At 43.5% G+C, this 24,773-nt stretch carries 21 protein-coding genes; 14 read left to right on the top strand and 7 right to left on the bottom strand.

What is annotated here, in order from left to right; translation table 11 throughout:
• The first annotated feature begins 81 nt into the window (after positions 1 to 81).
• The 11 genes from I8J31_RS07075 (at position 82) to I8J31_RS07025 (ending at position 11,986) form a co-directional block, all read left to right on the top strand.
• Complete coding sequence (locus I8J31_RS07075; RefSeq protein WP_199467577.1) at positions 82 to 1,887, top strand: acyl-CoA dehydrogenase C-terminal domain-containing protein; 1,806 nt, start codon at positions 82 to 84, stop codon at positions 1,885 to 1,887.
• 122 nt (positions 1,888 to 2,009) lie between these two features.
• Positions 2,010 to 2,324: an SCP2 sterol-binding domain-containing protein gene (locus I8J31_RS07070; protein WP_199467576.1), complete on the top strand. Its 315-nt coding sequence runs from the start codon at positions 2,010 to 2,012 to the stop codon at positions 2,322 to 2,324.
• Between the two features lie 103 nt (positions 2,325 to 2,427).
• Complete coding sequence (locus I8J31_RS07065; RefSeq protein WP_199467575.1) at positions 2,428 to 4,095, top strand: AMP-binding protein; 1,668 nt, start codon at positions 2,428 to 2,430, stop codon at positions 4,093 to 4,095.
• Between the two features lie 63 nt (positions 4,096 to 4,158).
• Positions 4,159 to 4,719 (top strand): DUF2889 domain-containing protein, encoded by a 561-nt coding sequence (locus I8J31_RS07060; protein WP_199467574.1) that lies wholly within the window; start codon positions 4,159 to 4,161, stop codon positions 4,717 to 4,719.
• The gene (locus tag I8J31_RS07055) at positions 4,719 to 5,471 is read left to right on the top strand and encodes an enoyl-CoA hydratase-related protein (RefSeq protein WP_199467573.1); all 753 of its coding nucleotides are present in this window, start codon (positions 4,719 to 4,721) and stop codon (positions 5,469 to 5,471) included. Before I8J31_RS07060 ends, I8J31_RS07055 begins: the two co-directional genes overlap by 1 nt.
• 335 nt (positions 5,472 to 5,806) lie before the next feature.
• On the top strand, positions 5,807 to 6,559 hold the full coding sequence (locus I8J31_RS07050) for an electron transfer flavoprotein subunit beta/FixA family protein (RefSeq protein ID WP_199467572.1): 753 nt from the start codon (positions 5,807 to 5,809) through the stop codon (positions 6,557 to 6,559).
• Complete coding sequence (locus I8J31_RS07045; protein ID WP_199467571.1) at positions 6,556 to 7,485, top strand: electron transfer flavoprotein subunit alpha/FixB family protein; 930 nt, start codon at positions 6,556 to 6,558, stop codon at positions 7,483 to 7,485. The genes I8J31_RS07050 and I8J31_RS07045 overlap by 4 nt, the downstream gene beginning before the upstream one ends.
• 132 nt (positions 7,486 to 7,617) lie before the next feature.
• The gene (gene fadB, locus I8J31_RS07040) at positions 7,618 to 9,768 is read left to right on the top strand and encodes a fatty acid oxidation complex subunit alpha FadB (RefSeq protein ID WP_199467570.1); all 2,151 of its coding nucleotides are present in this window, start codon (positions 7,618 to 7,620) and stop codon (positions 9,766 to 9,768) included.
• Between the two features lie 27 nt (positions 9,769 to 9,795).
• A complete protein-coding gene (fadA, locus tag I8J31_RS07035) occupies positions 9,796 to 10,971 on the top strand; it encodes an acetyl-CoA C-acyltransferase FadA (protein ID WP_199467569.1) in 1,176 nt (391 codons plus the stop codon).
• An 88-nt stretch (positions 10,972 to 11,059) separates the two neighbouring features.
• Positions 11,060 to 11,500 carry a GNAT family N-acetyltransferase gene (locus tag I8J31_RS07030; protein WP_233402638.1) on the top strand — a complete coding sequence of 147 codons (441 nt, stop codon included), beginning with the start codon at positions 11,060 to 11,062 and terminating at the stop codon, positions 11,498 to 11,500.
• 33 nt (positions 11,501 to 11,533) lie between these two features.
• On the top strand, positions 11,534 to 11,986 hold the full coding sequence (locus I8J31_RS07025; RefSeq protein ID WP_199467567.1) for an MOSC domain-containing protein: 453 nt from the start codon (positions 11,534 to 11,536) through the stop codon (positions 11,984 to 11,986).
• Here I8J31_RS07025 and I8J31_RS07020 read toward each other — a convergent pair.
• Genes I8J31_RS07020 through I8J31_RS07010 form a run of 3 tightly spaced genes read right to left on the bottom strand, consistent with a single transcriptional unit; the run spans position 11,981 to position 14,850 of the window.
• Positions 11,981 to 13,285 carry a TRAP transporter large permease gene (locus I8J31_RS07020; protein ID WP_233402637.1) on the bottom strand — a complete coding sequence of 435 codons (1,305 nt, stop codon included), beginning with the start codon at positions 13,283 to 13,285 and terminating at the stop codon, positions 11,981 to 11,983. The genes I8J31_RS07025 and I8J31_RS07020 overlap by 6 nt on opposite strands.
• Positions 13,286 to 13,344: 59 nt before the next feature.
• On the bottom strand, positions 13,345 to 13,851 hold the full coding sequence (locus tag I8J31_RS07015; RefSeq protein ID WP_199467566.1) for a TRAP transporter small permease: 507 nt from the start codon (positions 13,849 to 13,851) through the stop codon (positions 13,345 to 13,347).
• 6 nt (positions 13,852 to 13,857) lie between these two features.
• Entirely contained in the window at positions 13,858 to 14,850 is a 993-nt protein-coding gene (locus I8J31_RS07010) for a sialic acid TRAP transporter substrate-binding protein SiaP (protein WP_199467565.1), read from the bottom strand.
• Between the two features lie 181 nt (positions 14,851 to 15,031).
• Here I8J31_RS07010 and I8J31_RS07005 point away from each other — a divergent pair, with 181 nt between their 5' ends.
• Genes I8J31_RS07005 through I8J31_RS06995 form a run of 3 tightly spaced genes read left to right on the top strand, consistent with a single transcriptional unit; the run spans position 15,032 to position 19,320 of the window.
• Positions 15,032 to 15,913, top strand: a complete 882-nt coding sequence (locus I8J31_RS07005; RefSeq protein WP_199467564.1) for a dihydrodipicolinate synthase family protein — start codon at positions 15,032 to 15,034, stop codon at positions 15,911 to 15,913.
• A gap of 34 nt (positions 15,914 to 15,947) precedes the next feature.
• The gene (locus I8J31_RS07000; RefSeq protein WP_199467563.1) at positions 15,948 to 16,628 is read left to right on the top strand and encodes a GntR family transcriptional regulator; all 681 of its coding nucleotides are present in this window, start codon (positions 15,948 to 15,950) and stop codon (positions 16,626 to 16,628) included.
• Between the two features lies 1 nt (position 16,629).
• Positions 16,630 to 19,320: an alpha-L-rhamnosidase gene (locus I8J31_RS06995; protein ID WP_199467562.1), complete on the top strand. Its 2,691-nt coding sequence runs from the start codon at positions 16,630 to 16,632 to the stop codon at positions 19,318 to 19,320.
• A 54-nt stretch (positions 19,321 to 19,374) separates the two neighbouring features.
• On the opposite strand, the gene I8J31_RS21090 is transcribed toward I8J31_RS06995, so the two are convergent.
• The 4 genes from I8J31_RS21090 to I8J31_RS06975 form a co-directional block, all read right to left on the bottom strand.
• Complete coding sequence (locus I8J31_RS21090) at positions 19,375 to 21,069, bottom strand: diguanylate cyclase (protein ID WP_199467561.1); 1,695 nt, start codon at positions 21,067 to 21,069, stop codon at positions 19,375 to 19,377.
• Positions 21,070 to 21,102: 33 nt separating this feature from the next.
• Positions 21,103 to 22,134, bottom strand: coding sequence for an amino acid ABC transporter substrate-binding protein (locus I8J31_RS06985; RefSeq protein ID WP_199467560.1), 1,032 nt, complete (start codon positions 22,132 to 22,134; stop codon positions 21,103 to 21,105).
• Positions 22,135 to 22,376: 242 nt separating this feature from the next.
• Positions 22,377 to 24,026 carry an aminotransferase class V-fold PLP-dependent enzyme gene (locus tag I8J31_RS06980; protein ID WP_199467559.1) on the bottom strand — a complete coding sequence of 550 codons (1,650 nt, stop codon included), beginning with the start codon at positions 24,024 to 24,026 and terminating at the stop codon, positions 22,377 to 22,379.
• A 52-nt stretch (positions 24,027 to 24,078) separates the two neighbouring features.
• Positions 24,079 to 24,549, bottom strand: coding sequence for an Lrp/AsnC family transcriptional regulator (locus tag I8J31_RS06975; RefSeq protein ID WP_199467558.1), 471 nt, complete (start codon positions 24,547 to 24,549; stop codon positions 24,079 to 24,081).
• Between the last annotated feature and the right edge of the window lie 224 nt (positions 24,550 to 24,773).

Raw genomic sequence — 24,773 nt, 5'->3', positions numbered from 1 at the left:
CTTATGAACGACTCTTCCTAATATAAAGTGAGATCTAGCAAATAGATCTTGAAAAGACAAAACAAGAAGAGGTTATGAGTTATGCCTGAGTATAAAGCGCCACTGCGTGATATTAAATTTGTTACGGAAGAACTTTTAGATATCTACGGGCATTACGCAAAGCTTCCGGGAACAGAAGACGCCACACCGGATATGGTGTCTGCCATAATGGAAGAGGGGTCTAAATTCGCAGAACGCGTGTTGTCGCCTTTAAACCGTACTGGCGATCAACAAGGTTGTCAGTTTAAAGATGGTGTGGTCACCACTCCGGACGGTTTTAAAGAAGCTTATCAACAATATGTTGAGGGTGGTTGGCCGTCCCTCTCTCATCCGGAAGAGATGGGTGGGCAAGGTCTTCCCGAGTCTCTTGGCATGATGGTCACCGAGATGATTGCTACTTCCAATTGGTCGTGGGGCATGTACCCAGGCTTAAGCCATGGGGCGATGAATACCATCGAAATGCATGGCACAGATGAGCAAAAACAAACCTATCTTACTAAGTTGGTATCTGGGGAATGGACTGGCACCATGTGTCTGACCGAACCCCATTGTGGTACAGATCTTGGCATGTTAAAAACCAAAGCCGAACCTCAGGCTGATGGTAGTTATGCTGTGACTGGTACTAAGATCTTTATTTCTGCTGGTGAGCATGACATGGCGGATAATATTGTCCATATAGTGCTTGCACGTCTACCAGATGCCCCAGCGGGCACGAAAGGAATTTCTCTTTTTATCATTCCAAAATTCAACGTTAACGACACTGGCGAAATAGCCGACCGTAACCAAGTTTCTTGTGGTTCTATTGAGCATAAAATGGGGATTCACGGTAATGCCACCTGTGTGATGAATTTTGATGGGGCTAAAGGCTTTTTGATTGGCCCACCGAACCGTGGTTTAAATTGCATGTTTACCTTCATGAATACCGCTCGTATTGGGACTGCAATGCAAGGTTTAGCCCATGCGGAGTGGGCATTACAAAACTCGGTGGCCTATGCGAAAGATCGCCTGCAAATGCGTTCTTTGTCTGGCCCTAAAGCACCAGAGAAGGCCGCAGACCCTATTATTGTTCATCCTGATGTGCGCCGCATGTTACTTACTCAAAAAGCCTTTGCTGAAGGCGGCCGAGCATTGATTCATTATTGTTCTATGTTGGTGGATACCACTAAGAAGGGCACTAAAGAAGAGAAGGAAGAAGCGGACGAATTGATGTCTTTGCTGACGCCTATCGCGAAAGCCTTTTTAACCGAAACAGGCTTTGAAGCGGCCAATCAGGGGTTACAGGTATTTGGTGGTCACGGCTTTATTGCTGAGTGGGGCATGGAGCAAAACGTTCGAGATTGCCGTATTTCCATGTTATACGAAGGCACCACGGGCATTCAGGCGCTAGACTTATTAGGTCGTAAAGTTCTCATGACTCAGGGAGCGACCTTACGCCGCTTTACCAAAATAGTTCATAAGTTTTGTAAAGAGCATAAGGGAGATAAGCGAGTTAAGTCTTACATTTCTGCATTAGACAAATTGAACGGTGAGTGGGGAGATGTGACGATGAAAATCGGCATGAAAGCCATGCGCAACAAAGAGGAAGTGGGGGCCGCATCTGTTGACTACTTGATGTTCTCCGGTTATGTGGTGCTTGCTTACTTCTGGGCTCGTATGGCTATTGTTGCTCAAAATAGACTCGACGAAGGCACAGACGAAGTGGGCTTTTATACTGCTAAACTGCAAACGGCGACGTTTTATTATGAGCGGCTATTACCACGAACTAAAACACATGCCGAAGCCATGCTATCTGGGGCTGATAACCTATTATCAATGGACGAGGATAACTTTCTATTCCTGAACGCTTAAGAGTTGAATGCTTAAGAGCTAAACGCTTAAATAACTCAATACGCGAGTGATAAAGTCAGGCTGACTTATTTATAACAGGCCTGACTACAATGTATAAGAGCCAATCAAAAAAGGGTAAGATTATGAGTGAAGCAAAAGCCGTATTTGAAGCTATGTTAGGGCGCTTCGACGCAGATGAAGCTGATGACATGGAAGCCGTGTTTCAATTTGACTTAGAAGACGATAGTAGCTATCACTTAGTTATCGATGATGGACAATGCAATATGGGGGAAGGCGAACATGATGACCCTACCGTTACTCTTGAGATGGACCTGCAAATACTAAAAGAAGTCTTGAGTGGAGAATTAGACGGTATGGCCGCTTTTATGCAAGGCAAAATTCGTGCTGACGGCGATATCATGCTCGCGACTAAATTGACACAGATCTTCCCTAAATAAAGAGAGGCTGTTTTCAATTAGATAAAGTGTTACCCAATGGCAGATGATGCGATTGGGTTTTTGCTTCTCCTAAATAAAAAAAACAAATGGAGCTTTTATAACGATGCCTAATGCGCTTAATTATTCGTTAGCACCTGGTTGCTATATTCCAGAATCACTCAACCCGCAGGGTTATTGTTCTGTAACTGAAGTGTTGCAGGAAAGCTGTAAAAAATATGCCGATTTACCTGCCTTTACTAGTGTTGGGCGAACCATTACCTACCGCGAACTGGATGAAAAGTCTGATCAGTTTGCCGCTTATCTGCAAAACCATACTGATCTAAAGCCCGGAGATCGTATAGCGATACAGTTACCCAATGTTATTCAATATCCTGTTGTTTTATTTGGTGCTATGAAAGCGGGCATGGTGGTAGTCAATACCAACCCTTTATATACGCCAAAAGAGCTTCAGCATCAGTTCAATGATTCCGGCGCAAAAGCTTTGGTTGTGTTTGCCAATATGGCACATAACGTCGAAAAAATACTGGCTAATACTTCTATCAAACACCTCATCATCACGGAAATTGCAGATTTTCATTCACCCGTTAAACGGTTATTAGTGAATTCTGTGGTGAAATATGTCAAAAAATTAGTGCCTGATTATCATCTTCCAAATGCTTTAACGCTCAATGAAGCGTTGGCAAAAGGGGTAGGTGAAACGGTATCTGAGGTGGATGTTAATCCTGAGAGTGTTGCTGTGTTGCAATACACAGGCGGAACCACTGGTGTTGCCAAAGGGGCTATGCTGACCCATGCAAATTTAATTTCTAATATGAATCAATTAGGTTCCCGTCTTACTTGTATTATTGATGAAGGAGTAGAGGTCTATATCGCTCCTTTACCGCTTTATCATATTTATGCTTTTTTAATACATGGCCTGACCTTATTAGGTCGTGGTAGCCATACTGTATTAATCCCTAACCCTAGAGATCTACCAGGTTTTGTAAAAGAGCTGAAAAAATGGAAATTTAGTGGTTTTGTCGGTTTGAATACCCTGTTTGTTGGTTTATGCAATCGCGAAGATTTTCGTCAATTGGATTTTTCTCATCTAAAACTGACTTGCTCTGGTGGTATGCCTCTTACCCATGCTGCAGCAGAGGAATGGGAGCGGGTCACTGGTTGTAAGGTGGTGGAAGGTTACGGCTTGACCGAAACCTCTCCCGTTGTTTCTTTTAACCCTATTGGCAAAGAGCAAATAGGGACCATAGGGGTTCCTGTTGCTGAAACCGATATTAAAATCCAAGATGATGAAGGGAACGCGCTGCCGCAAGGCGAATCTGGCATGTTGTGTGTTCGTGGCCCTCAGGTGATGAAAGGCTATTGGCAACGGGAAGAAGCAACACGTGAAATCATGACAGAGGATGGCTTTTTGATCACTGGTGACATTGCAGTGCAACATCTAGATGGTTATCTGCAAATTGTTGATCGTGCTAAAGACATGATTATCGTATCAGGCTTTAATGTTTACCCAACAGAAGTCGAAGATTGTCTATCCTCTCATCCCGCTATTTTGGAGTCTGCTGCCATTGGTGTTGCAGACGATAAAACAGGTGAATCAGTAAAAGCCTTTGTGGTATTAAAGGCGGATGTTGAAGCCCTTGATAGAGATGAGTTGCGGCGCTTTTGTAAAGAAAACTTGGCGGCTTATAAAGTGCCTAAGTACATTGAGATACGCAAGGACTTACCAAAAACAAATGTTGGTAAAGTCCTGCGTCGAGCGTTACGAGATTAATTGACTTAACCCTCACTTTCATTGGTCTTTATTGGCTTTTTAAGCCGTAATGGGAGAGCGATAATGGCGCAGGTCAAACGTAAATTGATGCATCGACGTCAAATTGAGTCCTATGGATTTTTGCGTGAAGATGGCTTGTGGGAAATTGAAGCCAGTATGCGAGACCTTAAGGCGTACCATGTAAACCGTGATTTTGATAATAGCTTGGTTCCTGAGGGTAGTCCCTTCCATGATATGCGTATTACATTGGCTCTAGATGACACTTTTTTGGTTAAAGAAGTGTCTGTGTCTATGGATGCATTTCCTTTTCCTAATTGCGGTGGCGTTGCTCCAAGCTTTGAGGAACTAAAAGGCACGCGTATTGGCCCCGGTTGGAATAGCCTAGTGAGGAAAACTTTTGGTGGGAAACTGGGTTGTACCCATGTGTTAGAACTTTTTCCTGTAGTGGCAACGACAGCGTTTCAAACCATGTGGCAACCGTTAGGAGAAAAGTATCCGACACAAGTTCCTAAGGCATTAAAAAATCTCGTTAATAGTTGTCATGGTTGGTCTGATGATAGCCCAATGGTACGTAAATTAGTTGATGAGCAGGTACTTCGTCTACCGCACGAGGAGAGCCAGTAGTGAGTGATTATGTTACTGAATACATTGAATCTGGTGTACTGGTCTTGTGCTTAAAACGCGCAGAGAAAAAAAACGCCATCACTTTAGATATGTATCAGGCCTTAACAGAGGCTTTGCACCGTGCTGCACTGAATAGTGAAGTAAAAGTGACCTTGCTTTATGGTGCTGGAGGCGATTTCTCTTCCGGTAATGATATTAAAGAATTTGTGCAGATTGCCCAAGCGCCAGAAAAAATGGAAGCTATTATGGCTTTTTTGCAAGTCTTGAGTGGGTATAAAAAACCACTGATAGCGGGAGTGGAGGGGCGAGCTGTTGGGGTTGGGGCAACCATGTTGTTGCATTGTGATCTAGTTTTAGCCTCCCGTGAAGCACGTTTACAGTTTCCCTTTGTTCAGCTGGGTTTAGTGCCTGAAGCGGCATCAAGTCACTTGTTACCACAACTAGTGGGTTATCAAAAAGCCTTTGAAATACTTGTTCTTGGGGAGTTTGTTAGCGCCCAAGAAGCGAATGAAATAGGCTTAGTAAATCATTTGTGTGAAGAAGGAGAAGCCTACGAAATGGCTTTTTCTTATGCCAAAAAAGTCGCTTCTTTACCCGTTGAAGCGGTGGCCTTGAGTAAAGATTTACTTAAATATAGAGCCCAAGACGATGTACAGATGGCACTTATGCGTGAAGGTCGTATTTTTAAAGATCGCCTGCGTTCGACTGAGGCTCATCAGGCTTTTGCGTCTTTTTTATCCCGTAAGAAATAAATTTATCTCATGGTTTTTTTCGTACCACCTATTATTAAGAAGGTGTTTTTTTGTGCGTTGAAGAAAATATGTTTTGTATGTAAACAGTTTTATTTATAAACTATATTTTGTGTGTGTTGTTATTCACTTTAGTTTTGCTTCTACTGGATGCATTTTCGGCCGTTGTAAAACACTGGGTGATTGCTTTTGTTAGTTAACTGGCGTTTTTTTGTTATTGATGTAAAACGCTGGAGAACTAGTATTAGTGACATGTAATTTTTCATTCATTAACAGAGATTAGTCGTTATCATTAGATTAATAATGCTAGTCAGTTTAAGAACAATATTGAGGGACTTATGAAAATCCTAGTATCTGTCAAGCGAGTCATTGACTACAACGTCAAAGTTCGTGTTAAAGCCGATAATACAGAGGTTGACCTGAGCAATGTCAAAATGTCGATGAACCCTTTCTGCGAAATTGCAGTAGAAGAAGCCATTCGTTTGAAAGAGAAAGGCGTTGCATCAGAAGTGGTTGTGGTCTCTGTCGGTTCTAAAACATGCCAAGAAACATTACGTACGGCACTGGCGCTAGGGGCTGACCGAGCGATTCAAGTAGAAACAGAAGACGGTTTAGATTCTTTATCCGTTGCTAAGTTGCTTGCTAAGGTCGCGCAAGAAGAAGCCGCCGATATCATTATTATGGGGAAACAGGCGATTGATTCAGATAACAATCAAACAGGCCAAATGGTAGCGGCTTTGTTGGATTATCCTCAGGCCACTTTTGCGTCCGAAATTCTTGTTGAAAACGGTGAAGCACAGGTTATGCGTGAAATTGACGGTGGTTTGCAGACTCTTGCGATTACATTACCTGCTGTTATTACGACAGATTTACGCCTGAATGAGCCACGTTTTGCTTCTTTACCTAATATCATGAAAGCGAAAAGAAAGCCGTTGGAGGTGAAAACGCCTGCAGATCTTGGTGTTGAAGTAGGTTCTAACGTCAGTGTGATTTCAGTCACACCGCCGCCCGAACGTGCTGGTGGAATTAAAGTAGGCTCTGTAGCTGAGTTAGTCGACAAACTTAAAAATGAAGCGAAGGTGGTGTCATGAGCGTTTTAGTCATTGCAGAACATGATAATAAGTCGTTAAAACCTGCGACCTTAAATACGGTTACAGCCGCCACTCAAATTGATGCAGATGTTCATATACTGATTGCTGGGCACGAGTGCCAAGCGGTGGCTGAACAAGCTAGCCAAGTGGCTGGTGTGACTAAGGTGATGGTGGCTGATAATGCCGTTTATGAACATCAGCTTGCAGAAAATGTTTCAAAACTAATTGTAGAAGTAGCAGAAGGCTATGAACATATTTTAGCGCCTGCGACGACAACGGGTAAGAATACTTTACCGCGTGTTGCCGCTTTATTGAATGTGGCACAACTGTCTGATGTTATTAAGGTTGAATCGGCAGATACTTTTGTTCGTCCTATTTACGCGGGTAATGCTATTGCCACAGTGAAGACGACGGACTCAGTAAAAGTATTGACGGTTCGCGCAACGGGATTTGATGCGGCAGCAAGTGAGGGTGGTAGTGCAGAACGCCAAGCGCTTTCTCAAGTAATCGCTTCTGATCGCAGCCGCTTTGTTAAAGAGCAATTGGCAGAATCTGATCGTCCAGAATTGACCGCGGCTAACGTTATTATTTCTGGTGGTCGTGGAATGGGCAACGGCGATAACTTTAAGTTGCTTGAAGGTGTTGCTGACAAGTTAGGGGCAGCGATTGGCGCTTCGCGTGCGGCGGTTGATGCTGGCTTCGTGCCGAACGATTTACAGGTCGGACAAACGGGCAAAACAGTCGCGCCAGATTTGTACATCGCCGTGGGGATTTCAGGGGCGATTCAACATTTGGCCGGCATGAAGGATTCAAAAGTCATTGTGGCTATCAATAAAGACGAAGACGCACCGATTTTTCAAGTGGCCGACTACGGTTTGGTGGCAGATTTGTTTGAGGCTGTTCCTGAATTGGAAAATAGTCTTTAAGACTTTACCTGAAGAAAATAAACAAAATTGAAACCTTTGCACGGTGCTGTCGTGTAGAGATTTCAAATTTAATACTGGTTTGCGGTGGTTTTGATACCACTGCAATCATAAGAACAACAATTGGAGACCAGCATGATATTCGAAGGACAAGCCGTTAAGGTTGCAGTCGATGAGGCAAGGGTGGCAACCGTCATTCTTGATTTGGCCGGTGAATCGGTCAATAAATTCAATAGCCTTACGCTGGCTGAGTTAGGTCAAGCCGTAGATGTACTGAAACACACGGATGATTTGCAAGGGGTTATGTTTACCAGTGCTAAAGATGTCTTTGTTGTCGGCGCAGATATTACGGAATTCATTTCTTGGTTCAAAATGACGGACGAAGAACTCACCGATAAGCTTCGTGATGTTCATCATCTGTTTACGGATATTTCCAATCTGTCTTGTCCAACGGTTGCGGCTATTAACGGCATCGCTTTGGGCGGCGGAATGGAATTAAGCCTGGCCTGCGATTATCGAGTGATGGCAGACACTGCCAAGATTGGTTTGCCAGAAACGCAATTAGGTATTTATCCAGGTTGGGGTGGTACGGTGCGTTTACCTCGTCTGATCGGTGCGGATAATGCCTGTGAATGGATCTGTGGTGGTGCCCAGAAACGCAGCGAAGACGCGATGAAAGACGGTGCCGTCGATGCCGTTGTTTCCGCTGATAAGGTTAACGAGTCCGCTCGTCACCTTATTCAACAGGTAATAGATGGCAAGCTTGACTACCATGCTCGTCGTGATGAATTGCGTGCGCCAATGGTCTTCTCTCCGATTGAGAAAATGATGGTGTTCGAATCCGTTCGTGGTGTGGTGGGTGCGAAAGCAGGCAAGCATTATCCAGCGCCGATGGCAGCGATTAAAACCATGGAAAAAGGCATTAGCCAAACTATGGAAAAAGCCATTGAAACGGAGATCAAGGGTTTCATCAAATTAGCAAAAGGCCCAGTAGCGAAATCTTTGGTAACACTTTTCCTTAGCGATCAAGTTATCAAGAAAACCGCTTCTAAGTACGCGAAAGGTGCTACGCCTGTTAAGCAGGCGGCGGTATTGGGCGCAGGAATTATGGGGGGGGGAGTTGCATATCAATCGGCTTCTAAAGGTACGCCGATTATTATGAAAGACATTCGCCCTGAAGCTTTAGAGCTTGGCTTGAGTGAAGCGAATAAGCTCTTTAATGGTCAAGTGGAGCGCGGGCGCTTAACCACGGCGAAAGCCTTTAAAGCGATGAATGCTATTGTCCCTGCTTTGAGTTATGGCGAATTTGAACATGTTGATCTAGTGGTTGAAGCTGTTGTTGAAAATGTCAAAGTTAAGAAATCGGTTTTGGCGGAAACAGAAACAAAAATAGCCGATGACGCTATTTTAACCTCTAATACCTCGACCATTTCTATTACTGAATTGGCGAAGGATCTAAAACGTCCAGAAAACTTCTGTGGTATGCACTTCTTTAACCCCGTACATCGTATGCCTTTGGTTGAAGTGATTCGTGGCGAAAAAACCAGTGATGCAGCCATTGCGAAAACCGTTGCCTATGCACAAGCCATGGGTAAAACGCCAATTGTTGTGAATGACTGTCCGGGTTTCCTAGTAAACCGAGTCTTGTTCCCTTACTTTGCTGGTTTCTCTTTGATGATGGAAGAAGGCGCAGACTTCCAACAGGTTGATAAAGTCATGGAGCGCTTTGGCTGGCCAATGGGGCCCGCTTACTTGCTTGATGTGGTGGGGGTTGATACAGCTTTTCATGCGGATCAAGTAATGGCACAAGGTTACCCTGACCGAATGAAGCACGAAGGTAAGAACGCGGTAGATCGTTTGTTCGAACTAGAGCGTTTTGGTCAGAAGAATGGTCAAGGTTTTTATACCTATGAGCCGGATCGTAAAGGTAAGCCAAAGAAAATCTTCAACGAAGAAATCAATGCTTTGTTGGCTCCAGTGGTCACATCTAAAACGGCACTGACCGAAGAAGATATTATCGCGCGCATGATGATTCCACTTTGCATCGAAACGGTACGTTGCTTAGAGGAAAACATTGTTGCGTCAGCAGCAGAAGCGGACATGGGATTGATCTATGGTATTGGCTTCCCTCCGTACCTGGGTGGTGCTTTGCATTACCTAGACCAAATGGGACTGCAGGTATTTTGTGACCTTGCAGATAAATACAGTCACCTAGGTAAGTTGTATGAGCCAACCGCGAAAATGCGTGACATGGCAAACAACAACACAACTTATTACGGCGCATAATTTCCCATAGGCTAGAGGAGAATTTCCATGAAACTGAATCCAAATGATGTCGTGATTATCGACGCCGTTCGCTCACCAATGGGTAAAACGAAAAATGGTGTATTTCGCAATGTTCGAGCGGAAAACCTTTCGGCAGGGCTAGTGAAAGCTCTGTTTAAACGTAATCCTAATGTTGATCCCAATGACGTGGAAGACCTAATTTGGGGTTGTGTAAACCAAACCCTAGAGCAAGGTTTTAACATGGCTCGTGCTGTTTCGTTGCTGGGCGGCCTACCAATTACCTGTGCGGCGCAAACTGTGAACCGTTTATGTGGCTCTTCCATGTCGGCACTCCATACCGCTGCTCAAGCCATTATGACGGGTCAAGGTGAGGTGTTTGTTGTCGGTGGCGTTGAGCATATGGGTCATGTCGGTATGATGCATGGCGTTGATGTGAACCCTGGACTATCAAAGCATATGGCGAAAGCGTCTATGATGATGGGGGTAACCGCTGAAATGCTGGGTAAAATGCATGGCGTGAGTCGTGAGGCTCAGGATCAATTTGCTGTGCGTTCCCACCGTCTTGCCCATGAAGCCACTTTGCAAGGTCGCTTTAACAACGAGATTGTTTCCCTTGAAGGCCATGATGCCGAAGGCAATAAGATTCTAGTTGAAGTGGATGAAGTCATTCGCCCAGAAACATCGATGGAATCCCTTGCCGGACTGAAACCTGTCTTCATGCCTAAAGTCGGTACGGTAACAGCAGGCACGTCATCCGCGTTGTCTGATGGTGCATCAGCGATGTTAATGATGTCAGCGAAAAAAGCCGAAGAGCTTGGTTTAACACCAATCGCTAAGGTGCGCAGTATGGGGGTAGCGGGTTGTGATCCTGCGATTATGGGGTATGGCCCAGTACCAGCGACAAAGAAAACCTTGAAGCGTGCCGGTTTAACCATTGACGATATTGATGTCGTTGAGTTGAACGAAGCTTTTGCTGCGCAATCCATTCCTGTACTAAAAGATCTTGGTTTACTGGATCTTGTGGATGATAAGGTGAATTTAAACGGCGGTGCGATAGCACTTGGTCATCCTTTAGGTTGTTCTGGCACTCGTATTTCGACTACCTTGTTGAATGTGATGCGTGAGAAGGACGCAACATTAGGCCTTGCTACCATGTGTATTGGTATGGGGCAAGGTATCGCAACGGTGTTTGAACGCGTCTAGCGAGAATTACTGGTAACCTTAAGCCCCGTCTTTTGAGCGGGGCTTTTTTATGCCATGATCAAGCTTAAATTAGGTGAGGATGTGTATTTTGATCAATGACGTGGAACACGCTCCAATCATTAGGCTTATCACTACGGAACAAGCATTACCGATTCGTCATAGGGTGTTATGGCCAGATAAGTCGATTGATGATTGTCGTGTTGAAGACGATAGCAGCGGTGAGCATTTTGGTGCCTTTATTGGAGATGATCTAGTCTGTGTGGCGTCGATATTCCAAGATGAAGAAGGCGTTAGGCTGAGAAAGTTTGCTACTTTGCCAGAATACCAAGGAAAAGGCATAGGTAGTCTTATGTTGGCGCATATCATTGATAAGCTGAACCGAAGTGCAGTGATTTATTTTTGGTGTGACGCTAGAGAAAGTGCACAAGCTTTCTATGGAAAGTTTGGCATGGCAATACAAGGTGAACGATTTTATAAAGCTGATATAGCGTATCGAAAAATGTCGCTCGCTTTAAAAAAGACGGTTTAATTCGACTATAAAATAAATGTTAGGAGGCACTAGGTGATCCAAGCAATCTTTGTCGCGAAAAAATCTAAATTGTCTCAGGTGGGAATTGACGCTGTCAAAGTCGATGCGGGCAAGGGCATAGTGGGCGATAGATATTATGGGAAAAAAGGCGATGATGGCCCAAATATTACTTTTGTAGAGAGTGAAGAGATTGTCGCTTTTAATGCTAACTTTGGCCAAAGCATCGCGCTGGCTGATACTCGTAGAAACATAGTCACACAAGGTGTGCGACTTAACCAATTGGTTGGCAAAGAATTTACCATTGGCGATGTGCGCTTTTACGGCGTTGATTTGTGTGAACCTTGTGCTTCACTTGGTCGGTCATTGGCGAATGGCTCGTTAACGCCACCACAGGTTGTTAAAGCTTGGCTTCACCGTGGTGGCTTAAGAGCCAATGTCCTGAGTACGGGTATAGTGCGAGAAGGTATGCCATTTAAGGTCTTATAGCATTCCTGCGACCCTCGGCAACCAAAGAACCAAATTTGGTGAAAAAGTAAACACCACTAATAAGCCAATGAGGATGGCGAGGAAGATCCATACCTCTTTAATCATTTCTCCCACAGGAATACCGTTAAGCGCCTTAATAATATAAAGCAAAATGCCGTATGGCGGTGTGATAAGCCCTATCATCATATTAAAGACTAAGACGATACCTAGATGGTTTAGGTCGATACCGAGTAGCATGGCACTAGGAATAAACAGGGGTGTGACGACCAACATAATGGTAGACACATCCAAGAAGCAGCCCATGATCAAATACAGTATGTTGAGTACAATTAAGAATTCAGCTGGGCTGAGGTTCCATGAACTGAATATTTCAAATACGCCTTGGGGAAGCTGCTCAACGGTAATCACATAGTTAAAAATAAAGGCACCACAGAGTACCAGTGTCACCACTGCGGTGGTTTTGACCGTCTCAACGACCACATTCCAAAAATCTCTAAGGCCCAAAACGCGATAGGCAAAGGTTGCTAATAATAAGGCGTAAAAAGCTGAGACAGCTGCCGCTTCTGTTGGCGTAAAGACTCCGGAATAAATCCCACCAAGTAAAATAACCGGCATTAACAGTGCGGGAAGTGCTCGCAAAAATGCCATGGGTAAAGCGCGCCAAGGAATCGCGTTTTCAATGGGAAAGCCTCTGACTTTTGCCATAATAAAGACAGCGATACCAAGAGAAATACAAACCATTAATGCCGGTATTACACCCGCTAAAAATAATGCGCCCACCGATGTGGAGGAAATAAGCGCGTAAAATACCATAGGGATTGATGGCGGGAAGATAGGACCGACTACCGCAGACGTTGCCGTTAAAGCACCAGCAAAGCCTCTTGGATAGCGTCCATCTTTGGTCATCATGTCGGTTATGATTTTGCCGACACCTGCGGCATCTGAAATCGCTGAGCCAGACATGCCAGAGAAAATGAGCGAGGTTAAAATGTTGACTTGCGCAAGGCCGCCGGGCACTCGACCGACCAAAGCCAGTGAAAAGGTTAATAGGCGGTCTGAGACCTTGCCCGCATTCATAATGTTGGCAGCGAAGATGAACAGGGGCACAGCCAGCGCAACAAAATTTCCGAAAGTGCCATTTAATACGTTTTCTGCGGCAAGGCCAATATCATTGCCAGACATCATTAAGTAAAAAACGCTGGATACGATCATGGCGATGCCAAGTGGTACACCGGTAATAGTGATAGCAATGAGCAGGATGAACATGATGAGCAGTGCGTAGTCCGCAAAAAATTCCATGGTATCTTGTTCCTATTAGGTATTACTGAACTTAGGAGTGCTTGTGTCTAGGCACTATATTAAATATTGCTGCGCCAGTCAGAGCCAAATAATTTCCATAGTCGAATACTGGATTTAATCGTAAAGCCAACTAAAAACAGTAAATAACAGCTATAAATCCAATGCATGGGAAGCCTAAGAACAGGGCTTTTTTTACGGGTAAGGAAATCTAGATACTCAATGGTGGCTGGTATCAAAATGATGAAGGCAAGGATGATGGTAAACATGGAAATGATAGCAAAAATACGTTTGGTCTTTTTGGGGACGACGCTATAAACCACTTCTAGGGTAACGTGATTTTTAATGGGTACCATGAAGGCTGCGGCCCAGAAAACGGCCCAAATGAAGACAATCATGATGACTTCTTCTGTCCAGCGAATAGGGTCGTTAAGCGCATAGCGATAGAAAATTTGTACTAAAAAACCGACGAAGGCGATTAAGAAGAAGAGTGCCCCGATTGAATCGGCAACCTTAGATAACAGGTTGCCGATTTTAGTCAGGTCTCTCCTACGAATAGGAGTCGTCATTAATGATTACTCCTGAGCCAATTTATTTACTTCTTCTAATAAACCTTCAGCCCAGTCTTCGGAGCGGTCAGAATTCAAGTAATAAGCTTGAACGTGTTGGCGGAAAGCATCAACGTCTGGTGTGGAGACGGTTAACCCAGCATCTTGAAATACGGAAATCAAACGCGCTTCTTCCGATTTTCGATTAGTATTATTCCAATTACATGCAGTAATCGCGGCTTTTCGCATGGCGCTTTTTTCGTCTTGGTTAAGTTTGTCCCAAGTTTCATTATTGACGACAATGTTGATGGCGTCGACTAGGTGGTTGGTCATAACAATTTGCTTGGTTACTTCATAGAACTTAGCGGCTTCAATAGTCGGAAGTGGGTTATCTTGAGCATCGATAGCACCCGTTTGTAGGCCTAAGTATACTTCACCAAATGGCATTGGCGTTGCTGATGCACCTAGAGCGTCACCTAAGAATAACCATGAGTCTGATCCCGGCATACGTAGCTTAATGCCTTTCAAATCGGCTGGCGTTTTAACATCACGGACTTTTCTTAAGTTTAACTCTCTAGTGCCTAGATAACAGGCATCTAAAATTTGCACATCCATTTCTGCAGCGACATCTGCTCTAAACTTCTGACCCACTTTTGAGGCAAGGAAAGCACGGTAATGGGCTGGGTTTTTAAATAAGTAACCTGAGGTCAGTACGCCGTATTTGGGAATGGCGTCGGCAATGAGTTGATAGGATAAATAAGACATTTCAACGTTGCCGCGTTGCAAAGCATCTAAGTCTGCCCCTGACTTGAAGAGAGAGCCTGAATCATAAAGTTGGATATCGAAACGGCCTGGGACCGAGGTATTTAAAGCCTCTTTAAATACCTTCATTGCCTTGGTATGAAGGTCTGAAGGGACAGAAGCTGTGGTAAATTTCAGTTCGATTTGATCGGCAGCAAATGCTGGAACGGCAAGTGTAGCGCAGCAAGCCATGGCGGCAACGATTCTTTTGATTTTCATGCTTTTCTCCATTGTCATTGATTTTTATTTTTTTAGAGATGGCGACTTAGATTGCGATATTTTCACTCTCTTAGCTAGTTAAAACTTTACAGGGGAATATTTCAAATGTATAGACTTGTTGTATCACTTGTATGACTATAGATTGTATTAGATGGAAGGTCATATATTGGAGGTTTAAAAAATGCGTAAAAATACAGATCTAAAAGGGATCGTTGGCGCTTCAGTAACACCGATTAATTCGAGTTATGAAATTGATCTTGAGCGGCTTAAAAATCATTGCGAAAAGTTGTTATCTCAAGGCTGTGACTTTATATCGGTATTTGGGACAACGGGTGAGGGCGCTTCTTTTTCTGCACAACAAAAAATCCATGCCTTAAGAGAAATGTCGGCTCAGGGTATGGATATGTCTCGGCAAATCCCCGGTATTATCGCGTCTTCAATAGACGATGCGGCCGCACTCTATAAGGTAGCAGATGAATTGGGTTGCCGCGCAGCCCTGATTATTCCGCCTTATTATTACCCGCCTTCAGGTGATAAGGGCGTCGGGGATTTCTATGAAGCGGTTGTGGCTGCTGCGGGTTCTCCAGATCTTGATGTGATTTTATATAACTTCCCTGTTTTTAGTGGCGTGGCGTTTACTCCGGCTTTGGTTAAAGAAGTGGTCTCTCGTCTTGGTCATCGTGTGGTAGGCATTAAAGATTCGACAGGCGATCTTGCTGGCGGTTTGGAATTGGTTTCCAGCTTCCCAGACTTATCGATATTTACTGGCGATGACCGTGTTCTTACTCGTCTGGTCAGTGCGGGGGGGGCTGGTATGATTGGTGGTTTGCCGAACCTTTTTCCCGCTGACAGTGTTACTTTATATAGAGGTGATGTTGATCCTGCATTTGAGTCCCGTGCCGCCAAACGAATTGAATTGGTCGATGGTCTTGGTGGTTTGATTGCCTTAAAAGCTATGCTGGCTGAAACATACAATTTACCGAGCTTTTCTCAGACAATGCCACCCTTGTTAGGGCTTTCGAATGATGTCAGAGCACAGTTAAAAGTAGAGTTAGAACTCTAAAATGATGATTTAAATTTTAATGGTTGAGATAACAATGAATCAAAAAGAGCTAGATTTTCCGGCTAAATCTAATGATGGTCGAGTACGTTTACTTGCCTATGAGCAATTCCAAGAGGCATTGTTGGATGGTCGACTTAGACCTGGACAAATGGTCAGTCAGCGAGAATTAGTGAAAATGCTTAGCTTGTCTATTGGCGCATTAAGAGAGTTGTTGCCGCGCTTACAATCTGAAAACCTGATTACTGTATTGCCTCAAAAAGGCATCATGATTCCAGCAATTGATTTGCAAATGATCCGAGATGCTTTTCAAATGCGCGCGGCGTTAGAAAGAGAAGCCGTGCTATATGCGCTAAAAAATATGCCCGATGAAACATTACTTGAACAAAAAGCACTGCATATTGAAATGATCGAAGCTGTGAAAGTGGGGGCTACTGAAGAGTTACTGCATCGTGGGCAAGAAATTGATAGCGGTTTTCATTCCTTGCTAATGCAGGCAACGCGCAATGAACTCTTAATGAGTGCTTACGACATTAATAATATTCGCATACGGCTTATTAAATTGGATCGTATTCGATTGAATTCTCTGACCTTGCCAGCGGCGTTTGGTGATCATCTTAAGGTAATTGATGCGCTATTAGCCCGTGACCGAAATGCCGCCATGGAAGCCATGGACAGTCATATTGGTAATGCTAGGGAGCGAGCGTTGGAATTGTAATATGTTTATCGACCGTCCCTCTTCTCAATCTTCTTCTGTTCAAGGCGGCAGTCTTCAAGCCTGCCGTTTACGTTGTGAGCATTTAAGGTTACCGCGCGGACTTAACCAGCTGTTACCCGAACTGTCGTGGAGTCTAAAGGGTCAGGGAGAGATGAGTGCTTGGCGTATCATTGCCGGTGAGTCCAAACAGGAAATAGAGCAGGGCGTTGGTCGTCTTTGGGACAGTGGCATGGTTGATGGTGCTTTATGCTCTATCCCATGGAATGGCAAAGTGCTGGTTCGCGATTCCCTCATCTGGTGGGCAGTTCAAGTGTGGGATGATAAGGGGAAAACATCTGGACATTCTGAGCCTGCGCAGTTCTTTACAGGCTTAGGGACAAGTGATTGGCAAGCCCAATGGATTGCCCGTTATTTTGTACTTCCTGCGGGTCGCGAAATACCACAAGACAATCATTACGATAACCGGTTTCAAGCACGCCCCGCTGATTATCTGCGTCGAAATTTCGATTTGGATGAGACGCCTGTTAGGGCTTTTATTTATGTTACTGCGCTTGGTCTTTATGAACTGTACATTAACGGTTCACGGGTCAGTGATGAAGTGATGGCGCCTGGCTGGACGGATTATCACCTTAGGGTTGAATATCAGAGTTATGATGTTAACCCGTTGTTAAATACCTCGCAAAATACCATTGGAGTTGTGCTCGGAGAAGGTTGGTACTCTGGTCGAATTGGTCACAATCAACGTCGAGCGGGCAACCATTATGGTGGTCGTCCGGGGTTTATGTGCCAATTGCATCTTGAGTTTTCTGATGGCCGCATTGAGTTACTTATTAGTGATGATCAATGGCAAACCAAACAGGGGCCAATCTGTTATTCCGATTTTTTAGTGGGAGAAATGTACGACGCCCGTTTGGAAATGTTCGGTTGGTCTGAGCCACAATTTGAGCCACATAATTGGCAACCGGTAGAAGTTTATCAACCGGAGCCAAAGGCGCCATTACTAGAAGCAAGCCGAGTTGATCCGGCAAGAGAAGTGGCTTGTCTTGAACATCATTCGGTGAAAGTTACGGCCTCTGGCGAGTGTGTTTATGATTTCGGTCAAAACCTAGCAGGCTATGTGGAATTGCAAGTGGCAGCTCCCGCAGGAACAAGAATTCTACTTCGCCATGCCGAACGTCTAAATGAGCAAGGCGAACTGTATACAGAAAATCTACGTTATGCGGTGTCGGAAGATATCTATATTTGCAAGGGGGAGGGTTTAGAAACCTTTAAGCCTCATTTTACTTTTCATGGTTTTCAATACCTTGGTGTTAGTGTATCAGCACCTGTAACGGACCTTAAATTGACAGCCATTGCGATTCAAACCGATTTGCCTATCACTGGAAAAATAAAAACGGGCAATGCCATGGTAAACCAGTTGCTGTCCAATATATTTTGGAGCCAGCGGGGTAACTTTTTATCCGTGCCAACGGATTGCCCACAGCGTGATGAGCGCTATGGTTGGTCTGCTGATGCGCAGGTTTTTTGGCGTACGGCGGGCTATTTTATGGACGTTTCCGCCTTTCTTAGGAAATGGATGGAAGACCTAATCGATGGGCAATCTGAAGAAGGTGTTTTCCCTGACGTTGCGCCGACTAAACCGTTAAACCCTTATCGCTTAACGGCGCAGCCTGGAGCGCCTGCATGGGGGGATGCACCAATAATTTTAGCTTGGCATAACTACTTACGTTATGAGGATAAAGCCTTGTTAAGTCGCTGTTGGCTGCCTTTTGTTAAGTGGATGGGGGTTGTTGAGTCGGCCAATCCAGATGGTATTCGGGTTAACGAGGTGCATAACAATTATGGTGATTGGTTAGCGGTTGGAGAGGAAACGGATCGCGCCTTGATCAATACGGCTTATTGGATTCATCTTGCCGATATTATGGCTGATATTGCTAGGGTTCTAAAGAAAGACGCTTTGCCATGGTTGTTGTTGGCGAAGAGGATAAGAATCGCCTTCTTAAAGCGCTTTTTACTGGAAGATGGCTCCTTATCTGGCAATACTCAAACGGCCTATTTATTAGCACTCGATTTTAAACTATTGCCTAACAAAATGACGGTGATGTTGGCAGATAAACTATCCCGTTTGCTCAGGGAGTCGGAAGGGCATTTGCAGACAGGCTTTCTTGGCGTTCGTCATCTAGCGCCTGTGATTAGTGAGTATATATCTCCAGAAAAGGCTGTCGATTTATTACTAAAGGATACCTATCCGTCTTGGGGGTTCTCTATTAAACAGGGGGCAACCACGATCTGGGAGCGCTGGGATGGTTGGACACCTGAAAAAGGCTTTCAAAGCAAAGCGATGAACTCTTTTAACCATTATGCCTATGGTGCTATTGGAGAATGGATATGGTCTCGACTGGCTGGCATCGATTGGGACGAGGCCGCTCCGGGTTACCGAAAAATACAGATGAGGCCCATTTTTGATCCGCGAATTGGCTTGGTGGATGCCGAATATGAGGCGACCACTGGTTTAATTAAAAGCCATTGGCAGATGGGGGAGCCTGATGAGGTAGTCTGGGACGTCACACTACCTTCTGGGGTAAGTGCGTCTGTGGTCTTATCTGGTCAATGGCGCTTTCAAGGAGACAATGAATTTGTACTCGCCTCTGGTTCTCATTCGATGACGATAAAACGCCATAAGCAAACATAATTGGCTGATGTGTTTCACTCTATTTTGGGAGTCGCTGGTGGCGCTTTCGTTGTCTTAAGTTGTTTGAATGCCACATACCGTATTACGCCCATTATGTTTTGCGTCATACAATGCTTGGTCTGCAATAGAAATAAGTTGCTCTGGATTATTATTGGAGTTTGGTATTTGAGTGGCGATTCCTATGCTTAAAGTTACTAGACCCAGTGACGATTTTTCATGAGGAATTGCTTTTTCTAGTATAGATGCTTTTAGGCTATTCGCGAGTTTGTAGGTTTCTTGTTGATTAAATTCTGGTAGTAGTACGATAAACTCTTCGCCACCATAACGAGCAATCATACCGGCTGTCGTATCTATGTGTGACTTAAGAATTTGACTGACTTGATATAAGCATTTATCTCCTTCTTGATGTCCATAAAAGTCGTTGTAGGCTTTAAAGTAGTCCAAGTCGATCATGATAATACTGAGATGGTGTTGCGATGTTTTAGCGGCTTCCCAGTCATCTCTTAATCGGTTAAAAAAGTGACGGCGGTTAGCTATCTTAGTTAGGTCGTCGGTTTGACTGATCAGTTGTAATGATTCATTCAATTCGAGCAATTTCTCATTGGCTTCTTCTGCCTCTTTTTGAGCTTTTAATGACTCTGATTTTGCTTTTGTTGTTGAATCAACAAAAATAGAAAAGGCTTTAGCAATGACTGAGATTTCATCTTTTCCTGATTGGGGAATCTTAACTGGATTACCGTTGATGTGTTGGATCATAACTTTACTGAGAACATTTAGTCTGCGAATTAAATAATGTTGTATGAACCAGAAGGAAAGAATGGTTAGAGCTAAAAAAGCTAAACTAAATATAAAAATTTTAACGACGACAGAATTAATCAGTTTACTGTGTTTGTTAGAAGCTTCATTTGTGGCATTTTTTACAGATAAGTAAAACTCAAAGCAAGCACTACTTAAGCGCTGTGCAGAAAGACGTGTTTGACGTGCTGCCCCAAGAATAGAGAGGCGTTGTTTGATCTTTTTGTTTTTTGTAACAAGAGTCAGCTCTGAGAGGCTTTTTATTTTTTCAAAGAGTAAGTCTTGATTCTTGTTCTTGTTGTTTACAGCCGACATCTCATTAATGTTGGATTGTGTAGACGTCATTAGTCTGTTTAGTTGACCTGGACTTTCTGAATATAAAGCTAAAACGGTTGTGTTAGCGGTATCTATTAATAACTTGTAAAGAATGATGTTTGATTCTGATATATTTTCTTTGAAGGTATTGTTTTCTTGAAAATCAATGAGCTCTTTCTTGATTTCATTGATCTCTCTATTCAGTTTTTTTGCTTCGAAAATTTGATCATCTAGAAATTCCAGTGAATGGAAATATTGAGTGCTAAGCCTATCTATATCTTGTAGGCGCTGCTTTTCTTGTTCCGAATTAGCTAAGAGCTTATTGCGAATTGTATTGAAGAATTGCTTGAAGCTTTCACTTAAGTGCTGAGGGTCTACATTACTGTACTGTTGGCTAATTATTTTTTCTAATGTTTTTGCTGTCAGGAGCTCAGTATTTCTTGATAGCTCGGCAGCATACATGGCGCGTTCAAACTGGACATGTGAAAGTACCTTAAACTCTTTTGCCTGCTGCCATAAAGTATAAATACTGTAACTACTGGTTAGTAAATAGAATCCCAATACAGCAAACAGTACCAAGTTTAGGCGAAACCCTATTCGATCAAGTGGTTTTAGCCAGGTACGACTCTTAGAATGCACTTATTTACTCCTAGATATAGGTCCGGATGATAATTACTTAAATGGAGGCGCGAATAGTATGCCGCCATCACTCCATAGCGCATTCAGACCTCGTTTTGTATCAACTGGAGTTCCGGGACCAAAATAGCGATTAAAGATTTCTTCGTAATTCCCTACTGCTTTTATAACTCGATAGGCCCAATCTGGATCTAGGCCTAGCTGTACTCCTATACTCCCACTGTTTCCTAATAAATTATTGATTTCTATGTTTTTACTCGTTTTTCTAATCAAATCTACATTGCTCGAGGTGATGCCTTTTTCTTCGGCCAAGATAGTTGCCTGTACCACGGAGCGAATGATTTTTTCCCATTGCGGGTCATCATCTCTCACTGTTGGCCCAATGGGTTCACGTGAAAACGTCATTGGTAATACCGAGTAATCTTCTTGTCTATCTGTACGGTTTGCTAAGTTGATTAATAGGTTCATGCGATCTGCGGTATAAGCATCACACACGTTACTACGGAAAAATTGATCACCATTGACAAATATAATGGTGCTATTGAAATTTTGGGTCGTTATGTACTCTTCAATGTTTTTCTGCGTTGTTGTGTTTTCTGTTACACAAATGTTTTTTCCATTGAGATCGGCTAAAGACTTTATGTTTGAACTCTTACGAACGACAAAGCCTTGTCCATCAAATAGGTAGATGGCTGGGAAGCGAATGTGGTATTTGTTTTCTCGCCCTAATGTCCAAGTAGAACTATACATAACAACATCGACGACCTTATCTTCTAAAGATGTAAATCGTGTCTTAGCTTTCACTTCAACATAATTTATGTAATTTGGGTTTTTTAATACGGCAGCAGCAACTGCCTTGCAAAAATCGACATAAAAGCCTCTCCAATGGCCTTTTACGGAAATCGCACTGCGCCCTGGGTCGTCAGGGTAGACACCACAATTAAGGTCTCCTCTGTCGATAACAGTGGATAATGTCGATGCGCTGCTTATTGAGCTAAAAAATGAAAGCAAGAGAAGGAGGTTGATAATAGGTCGAAATTTAGGACGCGAGGTGTTGTGAACAGGCATAAAAAATTCCAGCTAAAATGTATTTTAGTTTAGTGCTATGTCGTTGATTAATAGGTAAGTAGATACTGATTTATAGCAAAAAAATGCCTTTATACCCAGATAGAATAAGTGTTGAAATGTTACCGGAGTGTGGCGAACTATCGTTAGGTGATGGTGTTATTTGTTAAATCATAACGTTTTAATGGAATTTATGGCTGCGTTTTTAATGACGTAATTTATGTGTTTTGTTAGAAGGGGGCTTATTATTCCTGTGATAAAACAAAGCATTTTATATCGTTAAAGCTGTGATCGAAGGGCTGAGGTTGTTTCTTGTAATGTCCTGAATGACAGCCTTGCACTATGTCATGTGCTATTAATAAGTAAGTGTTTCTAGCCTCAGCTATTGATTGGACTGATTCAGCTATAGGTTGAAATTTAAATGCATCACTCAATAACATAGGCGTTGTGGATTTGCCCTGAAAGCGCCATAGGTCGGCCGTTTGATCGTAGGCGTAGTAGGGTAGAATAGTCAGTCCGTGTTCTGCAACAAAATCGATCGCTTCTAAGATGAACTGGGCTTCTGAATCTTCTAAAAAATAGTTGAGATTGAACCTCACCCAACCTGGTTTGACGAGCTTTTCACCTTTTAGTAACGCTTCCTGAATACGCTTCGACTGCTGTGTGTTTATACCTAGTAACTGGTGTCCATAAGGGCCTGCGCAAGAACAGCCGCCGCGTACTTGAATGCCAAATAAATCATTTAACAACGCGGTGACAAAGCCATGATGTAAATAGCCCTCATCGGTTTTGATTCTAAAAGAGGTAATCGATAAACGAGCAGCCTGATGATTGCCCAGTTGCTCGATTTTTGGGTGTTGGTGCCAGTGTTTGTCTATCAATTTTACCAGTTCATGTTCTCGTGACTCGATGACTTTTGTACCCACTTCTTGTTTTAGCTGAAGAACCAAACCTGCACGAATCGATTCTATAATGCTAGGGGTGCCGCCTTCTTCGCGGCGCTCGCCTATTGGTAAAAAGGTGTGGTTGTTTGGTGTGACAAAAGACACGGTGCCACCGCCAATGAGGCTAGGTTTATCATTTTTAATGATGGCTTTTTTGACCACTAAAATACCTGGTGTGCTTGGGCCACCAATAAATTTATGGGTAGAAAAGAAAAGAGCGTCTTTAGCAAGTGTCTTATCACCTTGTGGGTTCATGTCTAAATCGACATAGGGTGCTGCTGCGGCAAAGTCCCAAAGGGCGAGGGCGTTGTAGCTATGTAATAATGAGGTAATAGCGTCTTGATCGCAGAGAATACCTGTTACGTTTGAAGCTGCGCTAAAGCTACCAATCAGGTATTTGCCTTGCTGTCGTTTTAGCTGTTCTTCGAGTGAAATGAGACAAGCTCCTCCTGTCTCTGCTTCAGCAATTCGAATGACTTCTACTCCTAATTCTCGCCAAGGCAATTCATTAGAGTGATGTTCGTAAGGGCCTATGAAAATGCAGAGTTCAGCTTTTTTCGAAGCACTTAATTGGCGCAAATTTAACTGGCTAATGAGTGTGTTGATCGCACTGGTGGCACCGCTACCACAAAATAATATTAGGTCGTCGTCACTGGCATTAACGGCAGAGCGAATTTGCTGGCGGGCTTGCTCTCGAAATGCCGTGGTTTGTTGTCCGGTGGCGTTTGCTTCTGTATGGGTGTTGGCGTAGAAGGGGAGAACGTATTGGCGAATGGCATCTTCGATGAAGTCCAGACTGCGGGCCGATGCCGTATAATCGGCATAGGTTAAGACTCTTTGTCCAAAAGGTGTGGTAATAGGGGTGTCCTTGCCTATTATACCGTTACGAATGTGAGAGAGTAGGTCTTCTTGTTCAGAGACTTGCTTATTATTTTCAACCGCTGTCAGCATTGGTTACACCTAAGTTTGAGTGCGCTTAATCGCTTAACAGTCTGTTCATTCTTCACTCTTGGTTATTAGGCAAAGGTAACTCCGTGGTCCATTTAATTTGTTCCATGGCGAAGTTAGAAGTGACATCGGTTAAAGCGGTTGCGCTAATTAATCGTTTATAAAAATTGTCATAAGCTGGAATGTCTTTTACTAAGACGCGCAGTAAATAGTCGTATTCTCCTGCCATGCGATAAAATTCAACCACTTCAGGAAACCCGGCCACAATGCGAGCAAATTCAGTTGCCCAGTTTGCATCGTGCTGATTGGTTTTTACTTGTACAAAAACGGATACCCCCAGTTCTAGTTTGTCGGCGTCCAAGAGGGCAACTCGACGTTTAATAAAGCCTGCGTTTTCTAGTTTTTGTACGCGTCTCCAGCAGGGCGTTTTTGATAACCCAACTTGCTGCGCCATGGCTTCTGTCGAGATACTATCATTAGTTTGAATTAAAGCAAGTAGTTGCAAATCTGTACTATCTAAGTGCATTTTGTTCTATTTTCCTTTTATTATTTAGAACGATGTTTTTTATTCTGTGTCTTTTTTGAATGCGTTGCAACTCTGTTCTCAATGATTAGGGATAAGGGGAATTTGAATCCTGAAAAAGAGACTAAAATATTTAGAAATGGCTTAATTTAAGCCCCTACATGGGTATTGTTTCAAAATCATTACTTTTTATAGAAAACATGCTTTTTTCATAAAGTTCACACTTT

The sequence above is a fragment of the Marinomonas transparens genome (assembly GCF_016463975.1).
Classification (GTDB): domain Bacteria; phylum Pseudomonadota; class Gammaproteobacteria; order Pseudomonadales; family Marinomonadaceae; genus Marinomonas; species Marinomonas transparens.
This window is presented reverse-complemented; position numbering and strand designations above follow the sequence as displayed.